We start from the raw sequence: 17897 nt of genomic DNA on the forward strand, positions 1-17897 counted from the left end.
TTTTTATTTAGGATTGTTTTGATTCAAGAAATGTAATGGCCATTCTCAAAGTTGCTTTTCCTTTTCAATTGGATATTGCAAAATTCTAACCGCACATACTTCCTTAAGTATTGTTTTTAAAAGAACTCCATGGTTTTTCTGTAAATTCATGGAACAAATGCCGACTCAACTTAAAACTTCTTATCATGCGTAATTTTCTGCTTCTCTTTTTGCTTTCTGGCTCATTATTATCACTTTCAGCCCAAAATATGGACCCAGACTTGCTTTACGACGTTATTAAGCAAGAGGCCGATACCGTAAAAGTGAGCGGGAATTCTTATCAGTTTTTGTACAACGAAGCCATGTTGATTTGCATCTATGATGAAAATGCCAATCGTATGCGTATCATAACTCCTATAGTAAAACGTGAAGAAATAGATGAGGAAGAATTACTGAATGCACTTGTTGCCAATTTTCATTCGGCCCTTGATGTGAAATATGCTTTAAGTGATGAGATTTTATGGTCGGTTTACGCACATCCCTTACAACAGCTTTCCGAGGAACAAGTAGTGGACGCCATACAACAAGTTTATGCAGCAGCTCTTACTTTTGGGACAACCTATTCAAGTACCACCATGGTATTTCCAGGAAACACAAAGAAAGTGGAAAAACCCAAACCTAAACCTTTGAACAAAATTTAAAAGCTGTACGCAGGAACTTTCCCTACTACACCTTTAAAAAAGGTATGTATTGTGTCAAAATCAGCCTTCATATCGTTTGATGGATAAAGCAGTTGCGAAAACTTCACCTGCTTTTTTCCAAAATCAAACGCTACCAAAACAATAGGAACTTCTGCCTTTTTTGCGATGTGATAAAATCCGGTTTTCAGCTCAGTTACTTTCTTTCTAGTACCTTCTGGGGCCAAAGCAAAGCGAAATACCTTTCGATCTTTGAAGATAGCAGCAACGCTATCCACGGTATTGGACGTTTTTGAACGGTCTATAGGAGCACCTCCCGTCCAACGAAAAAACCAGCCAAATGGCGGTTTGAACAAACTTTTTTTTGCTATATAATTGATTTCCTTACCAAGAATGCTGCGCACGACAAGACCCAAAAAAAAATCCATCCAATGGGTATGGGGAACCACGGCAACCACGCATTTGTCCACATCTGGGAAACTGCCTTCCATAGTCCATCGGAAAACTTTAAAGTATAGAAATCGTGAGAAGGCCTGCATGGGATTTAATGTTCCAGATATTTTAAGACATCCCGCAAACTATTTAGCTTTAAATGGTTGTTCACCTGTTCTTCTTCATTGACCATTTCATGGGCCCATGTTGTGTGAAAGGGGATATGAATAGCCCTAGCTCCTAAATTTAAGATGGGTAGTACGTCTGACTTCAGTGAATTGCCAATCATCAAAAATTCGCTTACATCGATATTCAGATGGTCCAATAGGTTCTTGTAATTAAGTTCTTTTTTATCACTCAACACTTCAACATGATGAAAGTATTGTGACAAACCTGATTTTTCAAGTTTTCGTTCTTGGTCCAATAAATCGCCCTTGGTCAATACGATTAGTCGGTACTTACCCTTAAGTTTCTCGAGCACCTCCTCTACTCCATCCAACAATTCAACCGGATGCGAAATCATTTGCTTCCCTAAATCGATAATTTCGGAAATGGTCTGTTGTGAAATGGATTTATTGGATAAATCCAAGGCAGATTCTATCATAGAAAGCATAAAACCCTTTACCCCGTAACCGTAAAGTTCCAGGTTTTCCATTTCCATTTTAAAGAGCTCTTGGTCGATTTTGTTCTTGGTCTCATATCCTTCCAAAAGCTCTGCAAAGCGTTCCTCAGTATCCCTAAAATAGGTTTCGTTTACCCAAAGGGTGTCATCGGCATCAAACCCAATGACCTGTATTCCTTTAAAATCTAGCTCCATGCTTTTCTAGCTTTTACTAAATCCTCTGGTGTATCTATCCCAATTCCGCTGACATCAGTTTCCACCATTTTTATTTTTTTTCCATATTCCAAAAAACGGATGGCCTCTATCTTTTCCTTGGCCTCCAGTGAAAGCATAGGAAGTTTTTGAAAATCGATTAGGGCCCGCTTACGAAAAGCATATATTCCTTTATGCTTGTAATAAACAGCATTCACATTTTTGTCTCTAGGGTAAGGGATAGGTGAACGGGAAAAATACAAAGCAAAGTTGGCACTGTCCACAATTACCTTGACCACATTTGGATTGGATATTTGTTCCCAATCAGAAATTGGAGTCATTATAGAAGCTAAATCAATTTCCATTTGAGGGTCTTTATGAAACACCTCTATTACTTTGGCCAGACTCTCCTTTTCGATAAAAGGCTCATCGCCTTGAACATTTACCACGATATCCACATCCATATCTTGAACGGCTTCAGCAATCCTATCGCTTCCGCTTTCGTGTTCTTGTTTACTTCGGATAACCTTTCCTCCAGCTTCTGAAATGGCATCATCAATAACATCGCTATCAGTTACTACATAAACTTCATCAAAAAGATGGGTGTCCAAAGCAGCTTCATACGTCCTAACAATAACTGGTTTTCCACCTAGGTCTTGCATCAGCTTTGCCGGGAAGCGGGAAGCTTGATATCTAGCAGGAATCATGGAAATTATTTTCACTGGGGCTTCTTTTTTTGTCTCGGTCTGATTTTACGGTAAATCCTAAAAATGATAATCAAAATGATAATTACCAGAATCGCTGCTATGGGCGGTGCTAAAATGGACGCCGTAGAGACCGCAACAGCGGTTCCTGTTTCTATTGTAGACACCACAGGATTCGCCAAACCTCCAGTAGTTGAAGAAGATGCCAATCGGCCCGTGGCATTGGCTCCTTTTATAGCGGTAGCTGTTCCTCCACCCGCAATTATGGCAAGAGACCATGTCACCACGGGGTCAAGGTCGACCACTGTGGATACCATTACCGCAGTCCCAGCCACACCTGCCAAAGGTATGGCCAAGCTATCCAAGGCATTATCTACCCATGGAATGAAGTATCCAAAAATCTCCACCAAGGTAGCTACTCCAAAGACAATTAATGCTGGCAAACCACCGATCCATTGCCAACTTTCATTCAGTTCCCAAACTCCCAAATATGCCGCAAAACTCAATGCAAATAGGGGCAAGAAAACCCGGAATCCTACGGATGCCGCCAATCCCACACCCAAAAAAATACTGATTATCGTGTCTGGTGTTATACTCATTATGGACTAAAATAGCGTATTCCTACCCAAGAAAAAAATTGTCCTTAAATCCGATGAGATAGAGTTTTTCTTTAGCTCGTGTGACCGCAGTATAGAGCCAACGGAGAAAGTCTTTATCAACGCCGTTGGGCAAATACGGTTGCTCCACAAAAACCGTGTTCCATTGCCCACCTTGCGATTTATGACAGGTCATGGCATAGGAAAATTTTACTTGAAGCGCGTTGAAGTATTTGTTGTTCTTAACCCCTAAAAATTTCTTGTATTTCGATTTTTCGTGGGAATAATCCTTGAGTACTTCTTGATACAGTCGGTTCCCTTCTTCATAGGAAAGTGAAGGGGTCTCGGCATCAATAGTATCCAAGAGCAAAACAGTTTCAAAAGGTTTTTGATTGGGATAATCCACCATTTTTACCTTTACTTCAGCAAAGGAAAATCCATATATCTCCCTAATAGCGAAAAGCTCTAAAATTTCAATGATATCGCCATTGGCTATAAACCCTGCTTCGGAATTAGGCCGCAACCAAAAATAATTGTTCTTGACCACCATCATATAATCGCCAACCGCCAACTGATTTTCCAAAAAAAGAATACGTTCCCTTATGTTTTTATTATAAAGATTAGCTCTCTTGTTGGAGCGAACCACTATAGCAGTTTCTTCCTTTCCATTATTGCTATAGGACGCATCTATTGCTTCCTGAATCTCATGGCCATCCACAAGACGGATGATATCGGTAAAACTGCCCAAATCAAATTTGAAATCCTCATAAAAAGAGGATTGCAGTTGTTCCCTTAGATTGGTTGCATTAAAAAGAATACCTGAATCTTGTGTCTGTCTCATCACTTCATCCAACTCTAGACCTTCAACCTCCTTGTTATAGTTTAATGTAAGTCGGTTTTCTTCAAGCGCCGGGCTTACATCCAATTTGACCGGTGGAAGTTGCGCTGTATCCCCAATGAGCATCAATTTGCAATTATGGCCAGAATATACAAACTGCACCAAATCATCCAATAGCGACCCATTCTCAAAGAGTTTGGTATCTGCGGGGGTGTCAGATATCATTGAAGCCTCATCCACAATGAAAATAGTATTTCTATGCTTGTTCGGGGCAAGAATAAACTGGACTCCTCCTGAACTCTGCTTCTTTGGAAAATAGATTTTTTTATGGATGGTGAATGCCTTGTTCCCTGAGTATGAGGTCATCACTTTGGCCGCCCTTCCAGTTGGAGCCATCAATACCGCGCTCATGTTCACCTTCCACAGACTTGGAACCAAAGTGCTGATAATCGTGGTCTTGCCGGTACCTGCAAACCCTTTAAGAAGGAACATTCCATCATCAGTTCTATTCAAAACAAAATGGGCCATTTTTTCAAGGGCAACTGCTTGTTTTAACGTCAAGTTGAACGGGAATTTTTCCTTGAGTATCTTAAGAAAATCGTTAGGTGTAAGCTTATTCATGCAGGCTAAAGATACTCCTGAATTTTAAAGCAAAAAGTTTCGTGATTAAAAAAAAATTGTAGATTTGTCTTTAACCGCTAAATTAACTCAGAAAGACAATAATAGTATGTTAAACTTAATTCTTATCATTGTTTTAATATGCCTAGTGACCGTAGGCTTAGTTTTCCTAATTGATAGGTTCTTACCGCAGAAGATAAAACCCGTGTTGGTTATAGTTTTTGGTCTTCTCAGTATTTTTCTTGGCTATAAAATCTACGGGTCCATCAATGCTCCTATTGAATTCAAGAAAGTAAGAAAAGAAAGGTTCTCTCAAGTTATATCTAAACTTAAGGACATAAGGGACGCCCAAGAGGCCTACAAAACAGTAAATGGTAAATTTGCCAACGACTTTAACAGCCTTATCAAATTTGTGGATACTGGAAGTTATACCATTACCCAGCAAAAGGATTCTTCCTTTATGCGTTTCAATAAAGTGTATCAAATTGATTTACAAGTTGATACTGTGATTGTAGATACTTTAGGTTTTGTAAAAGTTAAGGATTCTCTCTTTAAAAATGATAGTCGCTACAAAAGCATGATGGATGTACCTTATGCCCAGAACAATGAGAAGTTTGAGCTGAAAGCTGATATTATTGATAAGAGTGGATACAAGGCTCCGGTTTTTGAAGCAAAAATAAAAAAGGACGTTGTATTATATGACCAACCTAAAGACTTGTTGGAAAGAGAAAATGCCCACCAAAGTGTTGAAGAGGTAAACGGTACTGAGATTAAGGTTGGTTCACTTACCGATGTAAGTACGAATGGAAATTGGCCACCAATTTATGACAGAAAAGGAGAATAAATCCATAGACAACAATTTTAAGAAACTGTCCATTCAAGTTGGTTTGAATGGACTTTCTTTTTGTGCTCTGGATACAATTTCCCAAAAAATTCTGGCTCATGAAAGTATCCCATTCAAAACTACTTCTACCCCCTATCTCCTTCTTAAAGAATTAAAGACCATACTTAATGAAAATAATCTATCCAACACCTCTTTCAAAGAGGTAATGGTAGTGCATAAGAATGGTTTTTTTAGCATGGTGCCCAAACCTCTTTTTAATAAAGAAGAGTTGCCCAATTATTTAAAATTCAATGCAAAAATGATGGCCAACGATTTTGTCGTCTTCGATGAATTGGTCAATCATGAATTGGTCAATGTATACATTCCGTTTGCCAATGTGAACAACTATGTTTTTGACCTATTTGGTGAATTCACTTTTAAGCATAGTGGGTCCATATTGGTATCTTCACTTTTGAATAATTCAAGTCAATCAATTGAACCCTATTGTTATGTTCAAGTGGCGGAACGTGAAATGGAAATTGTGGTAATATCCGAAAAAAAGCTACTGTTCTACAATTACTTTGAACATAAAACAAAAGAGGATTTTCTGTATTACCTATTGTTTACGCTAGAACAACTGGAGCTTGGGACAGAAAATATCCAATTACGTCTTTTTGGGCAAATTGAGGAGGGTGATGAACGCTATCAACTTTGTCATACCTACGTTAAAAACACTTCTGTATTTGTTCCTCCACATTCTTTCAATATTCAACCCGTGGATTGGGAGACTATAGACTTTACTATTCTAAGCTCTTTATAATGCGTATTATAGCTGGGACTTATAAAGGGAAAAGACTTATCGCTCCCAAAAAACTTCCCGTAAGGCCTACTACTGATATGGCCAAAGAAAGTTTGTTCAACATACTCAACAACCGCTACTATTTGGAAGATTTGAAAGTACTGGACTTGTTTTCGGGAACAGGCAACATTTCTTTTGAATTTGCCTCACGCGGCAGCAAGTCTATAATAGCTGTTGACTCCTACGCAGGCTGTGTTCAGTTTATTTCTAAAATCTCTAAAGAACTGGGGTTTCCTATTCAAGCTATAAAATCCGATGTTTTTAAGTTTCTGGAAAGAACCTCCGAGAGGGTAGATATTGTATTTGCCGACCCTCCTTATAATCTTTCTTTTGAACACTTTGCTAAGATTGTCCAATTGGTTTTTGAGCGACAACTACTTTTGGAAGATGGGCTGTTGATAATAGAACATAGCGACCAAACAGACCTAAGCTCAATTTCTGGTTTTATTGAACTAAGAAAGTATGGAAACAGCGTTTTCAGCTTTTTTGGCACCATTTAAACAAGCCCTCGGTTTCTTCTGAAAAAGCTCATACAAATGGATACTTTTGTCTGTTTTATTCCGTTATTACCAAATAATAAAAACCTTAATTCCATTATGAAAATACTAAAGCCCCTTTTACTGTTTGCTTTTGTTGCCTTATTGGCATCATGTAGTGACGATGACAGTACCGAACCTATAGATCCAACTTCTTTAATCGGGACTTGGTCCGCTATATCGCTGGATGCAGACATTGACCTTAACGGCGATTTTGGAGGCATCCCCATTGAAAGCTCAACAAATACCGTTGGAGAGAACTTTGATTACATTTTAACCTTAACCGAGACCGAGTATACCGTAAACGGCGGGTATGATTTGGTAACTACAGGAACCGTAAATGGAGAGCCATTAGAAGCTGAGCCAACATCCATAACCGGAATCGATGAGACCGGCACCTATTCATTGGACGGAAATACCATTACCATCAATGGTAATGTTTTTGATTTTGAAGCAAATGGAGTTAGCTTAAGTGAGGCTTCCTCAGAACAAACTGCTGAGGTTTCCTTTAATTCGGATGGAGATATGGTTTTAACGGAGCGTGGAGAGCAAACCTTGACCGTAGAAGGTATTACATTTACTGTTGATATTAATGCCGTTTCCGTTTGGAGACGTCAGTAGGCCTAGAATAAAAAAGAAAACCTTCCCTTGGTTTAACAGAGGGAAGGTTTTTTTGTTTTATCATTTTCAAGAGGCCTCTGTCATCTTTTTTGTGATAAAAAATCCGGTCAATAAACCAAGTCCGGCCATAAAGAATCCCGACCCCGGTCCTACTATATCTTCATCCATGCCCAAAGACATCAGGATTCCCGCAGTAAAAATACCTAGGCCAATACCCATCAACAAAGTAGCCAAATTAATCACTATTACTTTCCATATAGGAGTGACACGGGAACTCTTTCCATAAAATATTGAGGCATCTGCCCCTTTATCTATTAATGCCAATCTTTCTTTGTTCCTTGCAGAAATGTAGAGGTAGAATATCCCAAAAACAACCCCAAACATAACGGGAATGATAATAATCTCTGAATTATCCATAGTATAAAGTTTAAATGGTTTTAAAATTGTATTTGATTCTAGGACGTGACCTTTTATAAATAGGTTACACTTCCAAGAAAAAAAAGTTTTTATGTAACCAATTTCTTTTCCCCTACGTCTTATGGTTGAACAATGACTGATAACACCGACCAATATTTAATAAAATCCACCTTAAAGGGTGATACGAAAGCTTTTGCCAGTTTGGTTACAAAGCATCAAAACTATGTTTACACCTTAGTGATACGAATGATAAAAACCAAGGAGGAGGCAGAAGAAGTGACTCAAGATGTTTTCATTAAAGCATATAAGTCTTTGAAGGATTTTAAAGGGGACTCCAAATTCACTACTTGGCTATATCGGATTTCGTACAGGGCCGCTTTAGACCATATCAGAAAAAATAAGAAAAGACAAAAAACAAATACTTTGTTAGAAGAAATCACTGAAAGCAACTTAACTTTCATTGAAAATCCCTTGGAACAGTTGGAAGATCAGGAACGTAAAGATTTTATCAAAAGGTCTATAGCCAGACTTTCTGAAAGTGAAGCAGCCATCGTGACCCTTTTTTATTTTGAAGAATTGAGCATCAAGGAAATTGGAAAAGTTACCCGTTTAACGGAGGATAATGTAAAAGTGAAATTACATAGAAGCAGGAAAAAGTTGTATGAATTTTTGCAACCTCATCCTGTCGTTAACGAAAAGGAATAGAAATTATGGAAAAGCTATCCAAAGAACAGGAAAAAGTTTTGAAAACGGCATTGGCCCAAATTGGTTTGGAGAAACCATCCGAAGACTTCCTAAGCAACGTAATGGATGCCATAGAAATGCAGGAAAAAGTGACTACTCCCCTTATATCCAAAAAAGGTTGGTTGCTTATTACCTTCGTTTTCGCCTTGTCCTTGAGCTTACTCGTTTTTTATCCTGAAGAAGGTTCGGTTGTTTTTGATATGGTTTTTTCATATCGAGCAGGTTTTGTGGAAAAGCTGTTTCAAGGACTTGAGATATCCAAAACCATGATGATGGGCATTTGCTTATTGGGATTATTCCTGTTTCAGCTTCCCTTTCTAATTAAAATGACCGACAAGGAAAGGTCATTATAGAAAAAGCAGGCCATAAGCCGGATTCTGTCGAGCCTTATCATTTATCTAGACTTTGGATTGCTCCAAAGTTCCAACCGCCTACCCTCCAATTTGGGCGTGCTACCCTCAAACACTGGTTTACATGGCGTTGCACCGCATAGAGTTTACCTGATTTCACTACAGCCGAACTGTACTTGCTTTCTGTTGCACTGGTCCTCGTCTTTCAACGGACGGATGTTATCCGCTATGTTGCACTATGGTGTCCGGACTTTCCTCCTTGTCCTGAATTGAATTCAAAACACGGCGATAAGGAGGCCTGCGTTGCAAAGATAACTCAATTGTTAATAAAAAATAATTTGTGGGAGCGTTCGCAAAGCGCTTTGCCATTCGCTATTTTTATATTTGTGAATCAGTTAATCTTTTGGAATTGGAGCCTTTTGTAGTATCAGCTAGAAAATACCGCCCGCAGACATTCAAGGATGTTGTGGGGCAACAGGCTATTACCAATACCTTGCTCAACGCCATTGAGAATAATCATTTGGCCCAGGCTCTTTTGTTCTGTGGACCTCGTGGTGTTGGTAAAACTACCTGTGCTCGTATTCTTGCAAAAAAAATAAATCAAGATGGGACAGAACGGGAAGATGAAGATTTTGCCTTCAATATTTTTGAACTGGATGCCGCCTCCAATAATTCGGTAGATGATATCAGGAGTCTAATTGATCAGGTTCGGATTCCTCCACAAGTCGGTAAATACAAAGTATATATTATTGACGAGGTTCATATGCTGTCGCAATCTGCTTTCAATGCTTTTTTGAAGACCTTGGAAGAACCACCAAAGCATGCTATTTTTATTTTGGCCACTACGGAAAAACATAAGATTATTCCAACTATTCTTTCACGTTGCCAAATCTTTGATTTCAAGAGGATAACTGTTAAAGATGCAGCAGAATACCTAAAATATATTGCTGAGCAACAAGGTGTTGAGGCCGAAGAGAGTGCCCTGCACATCATTGCGCAAAAAGCCGATGGTGCCATGCGCGATGCATTATCCATTTTTGACAGGGTGGTTAGTTTTTCAGGAAAAAAACTGACCAGAAAAGCGGTAACGGAAAACTTGAACGTTCTTGATTACGACACTTATTTCACCACCACCCAACTAATTCTTGAGAATAACATTCCTGAATTACTGGTCTTGTTCAATAAAACGCTTTCCCTAGGGTTCGACGGGCATCATTTTATTACCGGTCTGGCGTCTCATTTTAGAGACCTTATGGTATGCCAACATCCTGAAACTATAGCGCTTTTAGAAGTTGGAGAGGATGTTAAAGAACAATACAAAAATCAATCGGCTACTGCTACACGAGAATTTTTGCTCCAAGCTCTTGATTTGGCCAACGAATGTGACTTAAAATATAAGACCAGTAAAAATCAGCGTCTGTTGGTAGAGTTGACCTTAATGAAATTGGCCTCCATCACTTTTGATGGTGAAAAAAAAAACGCTGATTTTCTAATTCCGGCTTCACATTTCAAGCATGTTCCAACAAGCGAGCTTTCAAAAGCTACTATTCAACAAACTGAAAATAAAAGGGTTGACACAGAACCAACTCCGCAACAGGAAAAAGAGGAGTCTATTCCTGTTCCAGCGCCTCCACCCGTCAAGAAAATAGATTTAAAGAATAGCGCGAATCGTGTTTCCGGACTGTCACTCTCCAGCATCAAAACCAAAAAAGAGCATACTAACACTAAGAATCCAAATATTCCAGAAGAGGATTTGCCACAAAGTCCATTTACTGAAAGTGAGATGCAAGAGCAATGGGAGGCTTATGTGAAACGGCTGGAAAACGACGGTAGAAAAATATTGGCAAGTAACCTCCAAACCGATGTTCCCAAATTAAAAGATGCCCATACTATTTGGATAGAACTTCCCAATCATACCATGAAAAAGGAAGTGGAACGGGAACAAGGTCCTTTGATGAACCATTTAAAACAAAAATTGGCCAATTACTCCATCACCTTGCACATTACCGTGAATGAGGAAGCCGCCAAAAAGTATGCCTTCACGCCTGAAGAGAAATATCAGAAGTTAAAAGAAAAAAATCCAGCCATTGAATTATTGAGAAAAGAGTTTGATTTAGATTTTTAGCTCTGAATCCATTAACTACCAATCATTCTGATTTCCATTTCCGTTATCTTTGAAATTTAAATTGAATAAGACATGCTAGGCCTTAAACTCCCTACTGACCCGAGGTGGGTAAACATTGTTGAAAAGAACATTGAAGAGATTTTGACAGATCATGCGTACTGTGAACAAAAAGCAGCCAGTACGGCCATTTCACTTATTATTGGCTTCCCAGAAAAATCAGAACTAGTGAAAGAAATGACTTCTTTAGCACGTGAAGAGATGGGACACTTCAATATGGTACACGACAAGATTCTTAAAAGAGGTTGGGTCCTGGGAAGGGAGCGAAAGGATGAATACGTGATTGAGTTGATGAAATTCTTTCCAAAAGGAGGTAGTAGGGAAACCCACTTGGTCCACAAGTTGCTTTATGCAGCCTTGATAGAGGCTAGAAGTTGCGAACGTTTTAGGTTACTTTCTGAAGAAGTAAATGATGCAGAACTGGCAGAATTCTATAAAAATCTTATGGTCAGTGAAGCCAACCACTATACTATGTTTCTAAAGTTTGCCAGAATGTATGGTAACCGCGAGGAAGTTGACCAGAAATGGCAAGATTTACTGGAATACGAGGCTACCCTGATGCAAAATCTTGGTAAAAAAGAAACGATGCACGGTTAATTAAGATTCCAGTTTAGCCTGATAATAATCGTATAAGGCAAACTGAGATCTTAGTTCTGGTTCTCCGACATTAATTTCCCGGTATGCATTGTCTTGTTTGTCCGAAAAAATTCGAGCCTTTAGATTATCTTTCCAAGAGATGTTGAACGTGTCGATTAACTCTTGCTGAATATCTGGGTCATAAATAGGACAGCCTACCTCTACCCTGAAGTCAAGATTTCGTGTCATCCAATCCGCTGATGATATGTAGATTTTAGGGTCACCGTCATTAGCAAAGATGAACAATCTTGGATGCTCCAAAAACTTATCCACAACACTAATGGCCTCAATGTTTTCGCTCATTCCTTCGACCCCTGGAATCAAACAGCATACCCCTCGTATTATCAATTGTACTTTTACCCCTGCCCTACTTGCTTCGTACAATTTATCCACCATTTTATATGAGGTAAGACTGTTCATCTTTATTTTGATAAAAGCTTCCTTACCTTCTTGGGCATTCTGTATTTCGTTGTCTATCAGCTTCATAAAGGTGGACTTCGTATAGTGGGGAGAGACAATCAAGTGTCTGTACTTATTGACCTTGTAGTTTGTTTCAAAGAAGTCGAAAACCTTTGACATTTCCTTTAAAATACCTTCATGAGCGGTAAACAAAGTATAGTCTGTATAAATCTTGGCCGTTGACTCATTGAAATTACCCGTACTTATAAATCCGTATCGCTTTAATCCTTTGGGCTCTTCGCGTTCCACCAAACAGATTTTACTGTGCACCTTCAATCCAGGAACTCCAAAGATTAGATTGACCCCTTCTTCTTTGAGTAGATTGGCATACTTAATATTGGCTTGTTCATCAAACCGAGCCTGTAGTTCTATTTGAACGGTAACTTGTTTCCCATTTTTGACCGCATTAATCAAAGCAGAAGCTACCTGACTATCGTTGGCTAAACGATAAATGGTAATTTTAATGCTACGAACTTTAGGGTCAAGAGCTGCTTCACGTAAAAAAACCGTTAAATAGGAAAAGGTATGGTAGGGCGTATAAATCAAGTAGTCCTTTTGTGCAATGAGTTCCAAAAGGCTTCCATTCATGCTAAATCCCTTTACAGGTAAAGGCTCAATCTTTTTATACATCAAATCTGTTCGGCCGAGGCTCGGGAATCCCATGTAATCCCGTCTATTGTGATAACGCCCTCCAGGAATAACACTATCTGTATCAATAATGTTCATTTTAGCCTTCAGAAATTGAAGAGTGTCCTTATCAATACTCTTGTCATAGACAAAACGTACCGGGTCACTTATTTTTCTACCTTCAACGCTAGATGATATTTTCTCAATAAAACTCTTGGTCAAGTCATTATCGATATCTAATTCTGCATCCCGTGTAATCTTAATCATATGGGCAGAAATGGACTCATATTCAAACATGGTGAACACACTATCCAAACAGTACCTAATCAAATCGTCAAGAATGATAATATAGTCTTTATCGCCTTCTTTGGGAAGTACCACAAACCGGTCTATACCCTTCGGAATTTCGATTAGTGCATATCTATTTTTACCTAAAGATTGACCTTGCTCATTCTTTTTCATGACCATTTTGACCGCTAGATATGCGGCCGTATCCTTGAGCAAAGGAAATTCTGTTAGGTCATTCAAGATGATGGTCATTAGTTCTTGGTTCACCTTCTTGAAAAAGTACTCCCTAACAAATTCAGCTTGACTCTCGCTTATCTCTCCTTCGTCTATGATAAAAATGTTTTCGGTTTTAAGCTCTTCTTCAATTTGATTGAGAATCATTTGGCTTTGTGCTTGTTGTTGAATCACAATTTTTGTGATTTCTTCCAGCAAGTCTTTGGCCTTTTCCCCACCTAAAACACTTTTACCTGTTTTTCCGGCATCAACAATACGTTTCACGGTGGCATACCGCACTTTAAAGAACTCATCTAGATTATTGCTGAAAATACCCAAGAAACGAAGCCTGTCAATCAGAGGTACCTTTTTATCGGCACTTTCCTGCAACACCCTCGAATTGAAATGTAACCAGCTTATCTCTCTATTTACGTATTCGTTCTTTACTTTGATCATTTATTTCGTAGGTGTTTTGGAAATACTATTTGTTTTGTTCTTCCCTTTGAAATTTTGGACCATCCATTCACATCAAATTCAATTTGGACCAATCCCGCTGTCGGAAGATTTTCAATATAGGTATCTCCCCAAGTATTTGCAAGCGTGGTGAAGGCATAATTATGACCAAAAATCATAACCGTGTCCAACGTATCGGGTAGACTCTCAATGAAAGCCGCAACACTATCCCCAGAAAAGTCATATAACGCATTGGTCACTTGAAATCTTGTCAAATCAAAACCGATTCCCCGTAAAAAAATCATGCTTGTATGGAGTGCCCTGTTCGCCGGACTGGAATAGGCAAAATCAATCGAGAAACCCTTCGAGGATAACTTCTCTGCCACCAAATGAGCGTCATGTATTCCTCTTTCTTTTAAAGGACGGTCTTTATCGGATACTTCATAGTCCCAAGAAGACTTTCCATGCCGCATTAGAACAATCTGCTTCATATTTCTTCTTTTAGGGAGCCAAACGCTCTATTTTCCAGTCAAAATCTTCCTGAAGTGTGTACCGAATGCGGTCGTGAAGACGATTGGGGCGTCCTTGCCAAAATTCCAAAGAAACAGGACGAACCATATACCCGCCCCAGTAGGATGGTCTTTCCACTTCTTTTCCCGTGTATTTTTTTTCGAGCTCGGCCAGTTTAGATTCCAGAACCTCTCTTGAAGGGATAACGTCACTCTGTGGAGAAACTATTGCGCCCAATTGACTTCCCATTGGTCTGGATTCAAAGTAGCCATCGGATAGGTTTTCTGCAATTTTTTCCACCCTTCCCTTGATTATGATTTGTCTTTCCATATTAGGCCAAAAGAAAGACAAGCAAACTTCAGGGTTTTTCTCCATGGCCTTTCCCTTTTCGCTGTTGTAATTGGTATAGAAAATGAACCCCTCAAAAGTATATTTCTTCATTAAAACCACCCTGCTTTTTGGAAAACCGTCCAATCCAATAGTTGCCAGGGTCATGGCATTGGGTTCTTCCAGACCATCAGTGGCTTCCACCTCATAAAACCATTTTTGGAACTGTTCCATAGGATTATCCTTGATACCGTCTTCCAAAAGTTCACTCTTTTGGTAAGACTTTCTATAATCACTAAGATCTTGCTGCATAATTTGCCTCGTTATTCTTTCAAATTTCCGCAAAACTAGGGAGAGAAAAAAGTATTGGAATGGCTATTTGGGCATTTATAGCTCAAATGATTTCCCATCGTCCGCTAGCTCCGAATTGGGAAAAACGGTTTGGGCTTCCACCTTAAATAATTCAATGGAGGGATATCTTGTAGAAAAATGCCCCAAGATGAGTTTTTCAACATTGCCCATTTTTGCAATTTGTGCAGCTTGTTTGGCAGTTGAATGCTTGGTCTTCTCACACAAATGGGCTTCAGATTCCAAAAAGGTGGATTCGTGATAAAGTGTATCCACATCTTGGATTAGGGGAACGATGTCTTCATTGTATTTGGTGTCGCTACAAAAAGCATAGCTTTTTGTTTTGGGAGGGTCTTGGGTCAAATCAATATTTGGGATTATCGTACCATCTTCCTGAATACCGTCAGCGCCGTTTTTTATAGCATTGTACTGCGAACGGTCTATTTTCCATTTTTCGACAGCATCTATATTTAATTTCCGAGGAGCTGGTTTTTCCTCAAAAAGAAATCCATTCGTGTAAATACGGTGCTTTAATGGAATTGTTTTTACTGTTATCGTATCGTCTTCAAAAATCAATTCAGAATCTTTAGAATCCAATTCATGAAAAATCAGGGGATAATTGGTCCATGAGTCCCCAAGCTTTAGAAATAGGGTTATAGCTTCCTTTATTCCTTTGGGACCGTAAACATGCAATGGTTTCTCCCTTCCTAAAAGTCGAAAAGTGGAAATGAGGCCAGGAAGGCCAAAAAAGTGATCCCCATGAAGATGGGAAATGAAAATATGGTTTATTCTCGAAAACTTGACCTTGTATCTTCTTAATTGCACTTGGGTACCTTCTCCACAGTCTATCAAAAAAAGATGTCCTTTTACTTCAAGTGCTTGGGCCGTTGGGTTGGTAAAGGTCCTGGGGGTGGCTGAGTAGCAACCTAAAATGGTTAACTTCATATACCCAAATCCCGTTCAATCTCTTCCATTTCAATAATATCCTTTGCCTCTTGAATGGTGGGCACTACCGTTATATTGTCAGGCAATTCATCAAATGAGATTTTATTGGACACCAAAACGAAAGATTTACCTCCTTGTTTATGTTTCTGGGAAAGCTGTAAAAACTCAAGGATATCACCGGAAGTAAGACTTTTAAAAGAAAAAAGATTGACAATGATATTGTCATGCTTCAATTTGGAATATGCTTTATTCAGGTTTTCAAGAAAGGTGGTTATGGTAATTTTTTCCTGAAAAACGATGGTTGTTGTACCCTCTTTATCGAAAATCATGGTTTTACTTAATTTTTGAAGCCAGTAAATAGATAACCGCCATACGAATCGCCACTCCATTCTCTACTTGCTCCAAGATAATGGACTGGTCAGAATCGGCCACATCACTTGTTATTTCCACACCTCGGTTGATAGGTCCAGGGTGCATGATAACAATTTCCTTATTCAAACTATCCAGTAATTTACGATTTATTCCAAACTGTTGTGTGTATTCCCTAGTGGATGGAAAATAGCTAATATCCATTCGCTCGTTCTGTACCCTGAGCATATTGGCCACATCGCACCATTCCAGAGCTTTGACCAAATCGGTCTCTACTTCCACTCCCAGAGATTCAATATGCTTAGGAATCAATGTTTTAGGTCCGCAAACTTTCACTTTGGCACCTTGTAATTTAAGTGCAAAAATATTGGAAAGTGCTACTCTTGAATGCAAAATATCACCTACAATCACAACATTTTTTCCTTCAACACCCTCTAATTTTTCCCGAATTGAATAGGAATCCAATAGAGCCTGTGTTGGGTGTTCATGGGCTCCATCCCCTGCATTAATAATAGACGCATTGACATGTTTGGACAGAAAGATTCCAGCTCCAGGATTGGGATGCCTCATAATGACCATATCCACTTTCATGGACAGAATATTATTCACGGTATCAATTAAGGTCTCCCCTTTTTTAACGGAGGATTGGGAAGCCGAAAAATTGATAACATCCGCAGAAAGTCGTTTCTCCGCCAACTCAAATGAAAGTTTGGTTCGGGTGCTGTTTTCAAAGAATATATTCGCAATGGTGGTATCCCGAAGGGTAGGGACTTTCTTTATCGACCTATTGATTACTTCCTTAAAATGATCTGCTGTTTCGAAAATGAGTTCGATATCCTTTTTGTTCAGATATTTTATGCCCAGTAAGTGATTGACACTTAATTCACTCATTATTCTTTACTTATTAATCAAATACACAATATCCTTTCCATCATTTTCTTCCCACATTACCTTTACTTTCTCTTCGTTAATCGCATCCACTTGTCTCCCTCGGTAATTTGGCTGAATTGGGAGATGACGACTAAACCTTCTGTCTATTAAGGTCAACAACTCAATATTTGAAGGGCGACCAAAAGATTGGATGGCCGTTAAAGCTGCTCGAATGCTACGGCCAGTGTACAGCACATCATCAATAAACACCACATTTTTGTTCTCCACCAAAAAATTGATTTTAGTCGCATTGGCTTGAAGTGTTTTTTCACCTCTTCTAAAATCATCTCGATAAAAGGTGATGTCCAATGAACCCAGGTTTATATCCTTCACTTTGTAATCTTCCTTCAAGATTTTGGTCAATCTTTCAGCTAAAAAAATACCTCTTGGCTGAAGGCCAATAAGTACGGTTTCTGAAAAATCAAGGTGGTTTTCTAAAAGTTGGCAGGCTAAACGATGAAGTATGATGTTAATTTCCTTTGCAGTAAGAAGTACTTTTTGACTCATTTGCTGTTTTCCCCGCTCAATTGTATGCAAAAGTAAACAAAACTTTAAAAGTTTTGGGAAACAAAAAGCCCCAA

22 protein-coding genes and 1 other RNA gene are annotated in these 17897 nt (G+C 38.9%); 9 read left to right on the plus strand and 14 right to left on the minus strand.

Annotation, left to right across the window (positions count from 1 at the left end):
• The first annotated feature begins 185 nt into the window (after positions 1–185).
• Entirely contained in the window at positions 186–680 is a 495-nt protein-coding gene (locus tag CLV81_RS18845) for a hypothetical protein (protein ID WP_146129946.1), read from the plus strand.
• Here the strand turns inward: CLV81_RS18845 and CLV81_RS18850 are convergent.
• Genes CLV81_RS18850 through CLV81_RS18870 form a run of 5 tightly spaced genes read right to left on the minus strand, consistent with a single transcriptional unit; the run spans position 677 to position 4682 of the window.
• Positions 677–1216, minus strand: coding sequence for a 1-acyl-sn-glycerol-3-phosphate acyltransferase (locus CLV81_RS18850; protein WP_106147283.1), 540 nt, complete (start codon positions 1214–1216; stop codon positions 677–679). The genes CLV81_RS18845 and CLV81_RS18850 overlap by 4 nt on opposite strands.
• Before the next feature lie 5 nt (positions 1217–1221).
• Positions 1222–1926: an HAD family hydrolase gene (locus tag CLV81_RS18855; protein WP_106147285.1), complete on the minus strand. Its 705-nt coding sequence runs from the start codon at positions 1924–1926 to the stop codon at positions 1222–1224.
• Positions 1917–2630: a 3-deoxy-manno-octulosonate cytidylyltransferase gene (gene kdsB / locus CLV81_RS18860; RefSeq protein WP_211298024.1), complete on the minus strand. Its 714-nt coding sequence runs from the start codon at positions 2628–2630 to the stop codon at positions 1917–1919. Before kdsB ends, CLV81_RS18855 begins: the two co-directional genes overlap by 10 nt.
• Positions 2631–2641: 11 nt before the next feature.
• Positions 2642–3220, minus strand: coding sequence for a DUF4126 domain-containing protein (locus CLV81_RS18865; protein WP_106147726.1), 579 nt, complete (start codon positions 3218–3220; stop codon positions 2642–2644).
• Positions 3221–3248: 28 nt separating this feature from the next.
• Entirely contained in the window at positions 3249–4682 is a 1434-nt protein-coding gene (locus CLV81_RS18870; protein ID WP_106147289.1) for an ATP-dependent DNA helicase, read from the minus strand.
• A 193-nt stretch (positions 4683–4875) separates the two neighbouring features.
• Here CLV81_RS18870 and CLV81_RS18875 point away from each other — a divergent pair, with 193 nt between their 5' ends.
• From CLV81_RS18875 to CLV81_RS18890, 4 genes are all read left to right on the plus strand, one after another.
• Positions 4876–5523 (plus strand): hypothetical protein, encoded by a 648-nt coding sequence (locus CLV81_RS18875; RefSeq protein ID WP_106147728.1) that lies wholly within the window; start codon positions 4876–4878, stop codon positions 5521–5523.
• Complete coding sequence (locus CLV81_RS18880; RefSeq protein WP_245912093.1) at positions 5504–6322, plus strand: DUF3822 family protein; 819 nt, start codon at positions 5504–5506, stop codon at positions 6320–6322. The genes CLV81_RS18875 and CLV81_RS18880 overlap by 20 nt, the downstream gene beginning before the upstream one ends.
• The gene (locus CLV81_RS18885; protein ID WP_106147293.1) at positions 6322–6861 is read left to right on the plus strand and encodes an RsmD family RNA methyltransferase; all 540 of its coding nucleotides are present in this window, start codon (positions 6322–6324) and stop codon (positions 6859–6861) included. Before CLV81_RS18880 ends, CLV81_RS18885 begins: the two co-directional genes overlap by 1 nt.
• A 96-nt stretch (positions 6862–6957) precedes the next feature.
• A complete protein-coding gene (locus tag CLV81_RS18890) occupies positions 6958–7518 on the plus strand; it encodes a hypothetical protein (protein ID WP_106147295.1) in 561 nt (186 codons plus the stop codon).
• A 66-nt stretch (positions 7519–7584) separates the two neighbouring features.
• Here the strand turns inward: CLV81_RS18890 and CLV81_RS18895 are convergent, their stop codons facing one another.
• Positions 7585–7935, minus strand: a complete 351-nt coding sequence (locus CLV81_RS18895; protein ID WP_106147297.1) for a DUF6249 domain-containing protein — start codon at positions 7933–7935, stop codon at positions 7585–7587.
• Between the two features lie 132 nt (positions 7936–8067).
• On the opposite strand from CLV81_RS18895, the gene CLV81_RS18900 reads away from it, so the two are divergent.
• Positions 8068–8640, plus strand: a complete 573-nt coding sequence (locus tag CLV81_RS18900) for an RNA polymerase sigma factor (RefSeq protein ID WP_106147299.1) — start codon at positions 8068–8070, stop codon at positions 8638–8640.
• Between the two features lie 5 nt (positions 8641–8645).
• On the plus strand, positions 8646–9032 hold the full coding sequence (locus tag CLV81_RS18905; RefSeq protein ID WP_106147301.1) for a hypothetical protein: 387 nt from the start codon (positions 8646–8648) through the stop codon (positions 9030–9032).
• Here CLV81_RS18905 and rnpB read toward each other — a convergent pair.
• An RNA gene (gene rnpB, locus CLV81_RS18910) (RNase P RNA component class A) lies at positions 9031–9334 on the minus strand. The two genes, CLV81_RS18905 and rnpB, sit on opposite strands and share 2 nt — an antisense overlap.
• A 104-nt stretch (positions 9335–9438) precedes the next feature.
• Between rnpB and CLV81_RS18915 the strand changes: the two genes are divergently transcribed.
• Together CLV81_RS18915 and CLV81_RS18920 are read left to right on the plus strand one after the other, a co-directional pair.
• On the plus strand, positions 9439–11154 hold the full coding sequence (locus tag CLV81_RS18915) for a DNA polymerase III subunit gamma/tau (RefSeq protein ID WP_106147730.1): 1716 nt from the start codon (positions 9439–9441) through the stop codon (positions 11152–11154).
• 72 nt (positions 11155–11226) lie between these two features.
• On the plus strand, positions 11227–11808 hold the full coding sequence (locus CLV81_RS18920) for a MiaE family protein (protein WP_106147303.1): 582 nt from the start codon (positions 11227–11229) through the stop codon (positions 11806–11808).
• Here CLV81_RS18920 and ppk1 read toward each other — a convergent pair whose 3' ends face one another.
• The 7 genes from ppk1 to pyrR form a co-directional block, all read right to left on the minus strand.
• The gene (ppk1, locus tag CLV81_RS18925; protein WP_106147305.1) at positions 11809–13890 is read right to left on the minus strand and encodes a polyphosphate kinase 1; all 2082 of its coding nucleotides are present in this window, start codon (positions 13888–13890) and stop codon (positions 11809–11811) included.
• A complete protein-coding gene (locus CLV81_RS18930; protein ID WP_106147307.1) occupies positions 13887–14378 on the minus strand; it encodes a SixA phosphatase family protein in 492 nt (163 codons plus the stop codon). Before CLV81_RS18930 ends, ppk1 begins: the two co-directional genes overlap by 4 nt.
• Positions 14379–14388: 10 nt before the next feature.
• On the minus strand, positions 14389–15036 hold the full coding sequence (pdxH, locus tag CLV81_RS18935) for a pyridoxamine 5'-phosphate oxidase (protein ID WP_106147309.1): 648 nt from the start codon (positions 15034–15036) through the stop codon (positions 14389–14391).
• Positions 15037–15111: 75 nt separating this feature from the next.
• Positions 15112–16017 carry a ribonuclease Z gene (locus CLV81_RS18940; RefSeq protein ID WP_106147311.1) on the minus strand — a complete coding sequence of 302 codons (906 nt, stop codon included), beginning with the start codon at positions 16015–16017 and terminating at the stop codon, positions 15112–15114.
• Positions 16014–16346, minus strand: a complete 333-nt coding sequence (locus CLV81_RS18945; RefSeq protein WP_106147313.1) for a ribonuclease Z — start codon at positions 16344–16346, stop codon at positions 16014–16016. The genes CLV81_RS18940 and CLV81_RS18945 overlap by 4 nt, the downstream gene beginning before the upstream one ends.
• A 4-nt stretch (positions 16347–16350) precedes the next feature.
• Positions 16351–17277 (minus strand): aspartate carbamoyltransferase catalytic subunit, encoded by a 927-nt coding sequence (locus tag CLV81_RS18950; protein ID WP_106147315.1) that lies wholly within the window; start codon positions 17275–17277, stop codon positions 16351–16353.
• A gap of 6 nt (positions 17278–17283) precedes the next feature.
• Entirely contained in the window at positions 17284–17823 is a 540-nt protein-coding gene (pyrR, locus tag CLV81_RS18955) for a bifunctional pyr operon transcriptional regulator/uracil phosphoribosyltransferase PyrR (protein WP_106147317.1), read from the minus strand.
• Positions 17824–17897 lie beyond the last annotated feature (74 nt).

Origin of the sequence: Flagellimonas meridianipacifica, assembly GCF_003001695.1 — a bacterium.
GTDB classification, from domain to species: Bacteria; Bacteroidota; Bacteroidia; order Flavobacteriales; family Flavobacteriaceae; genus Flagellimonas; species Flagellimonas meridianipacifica.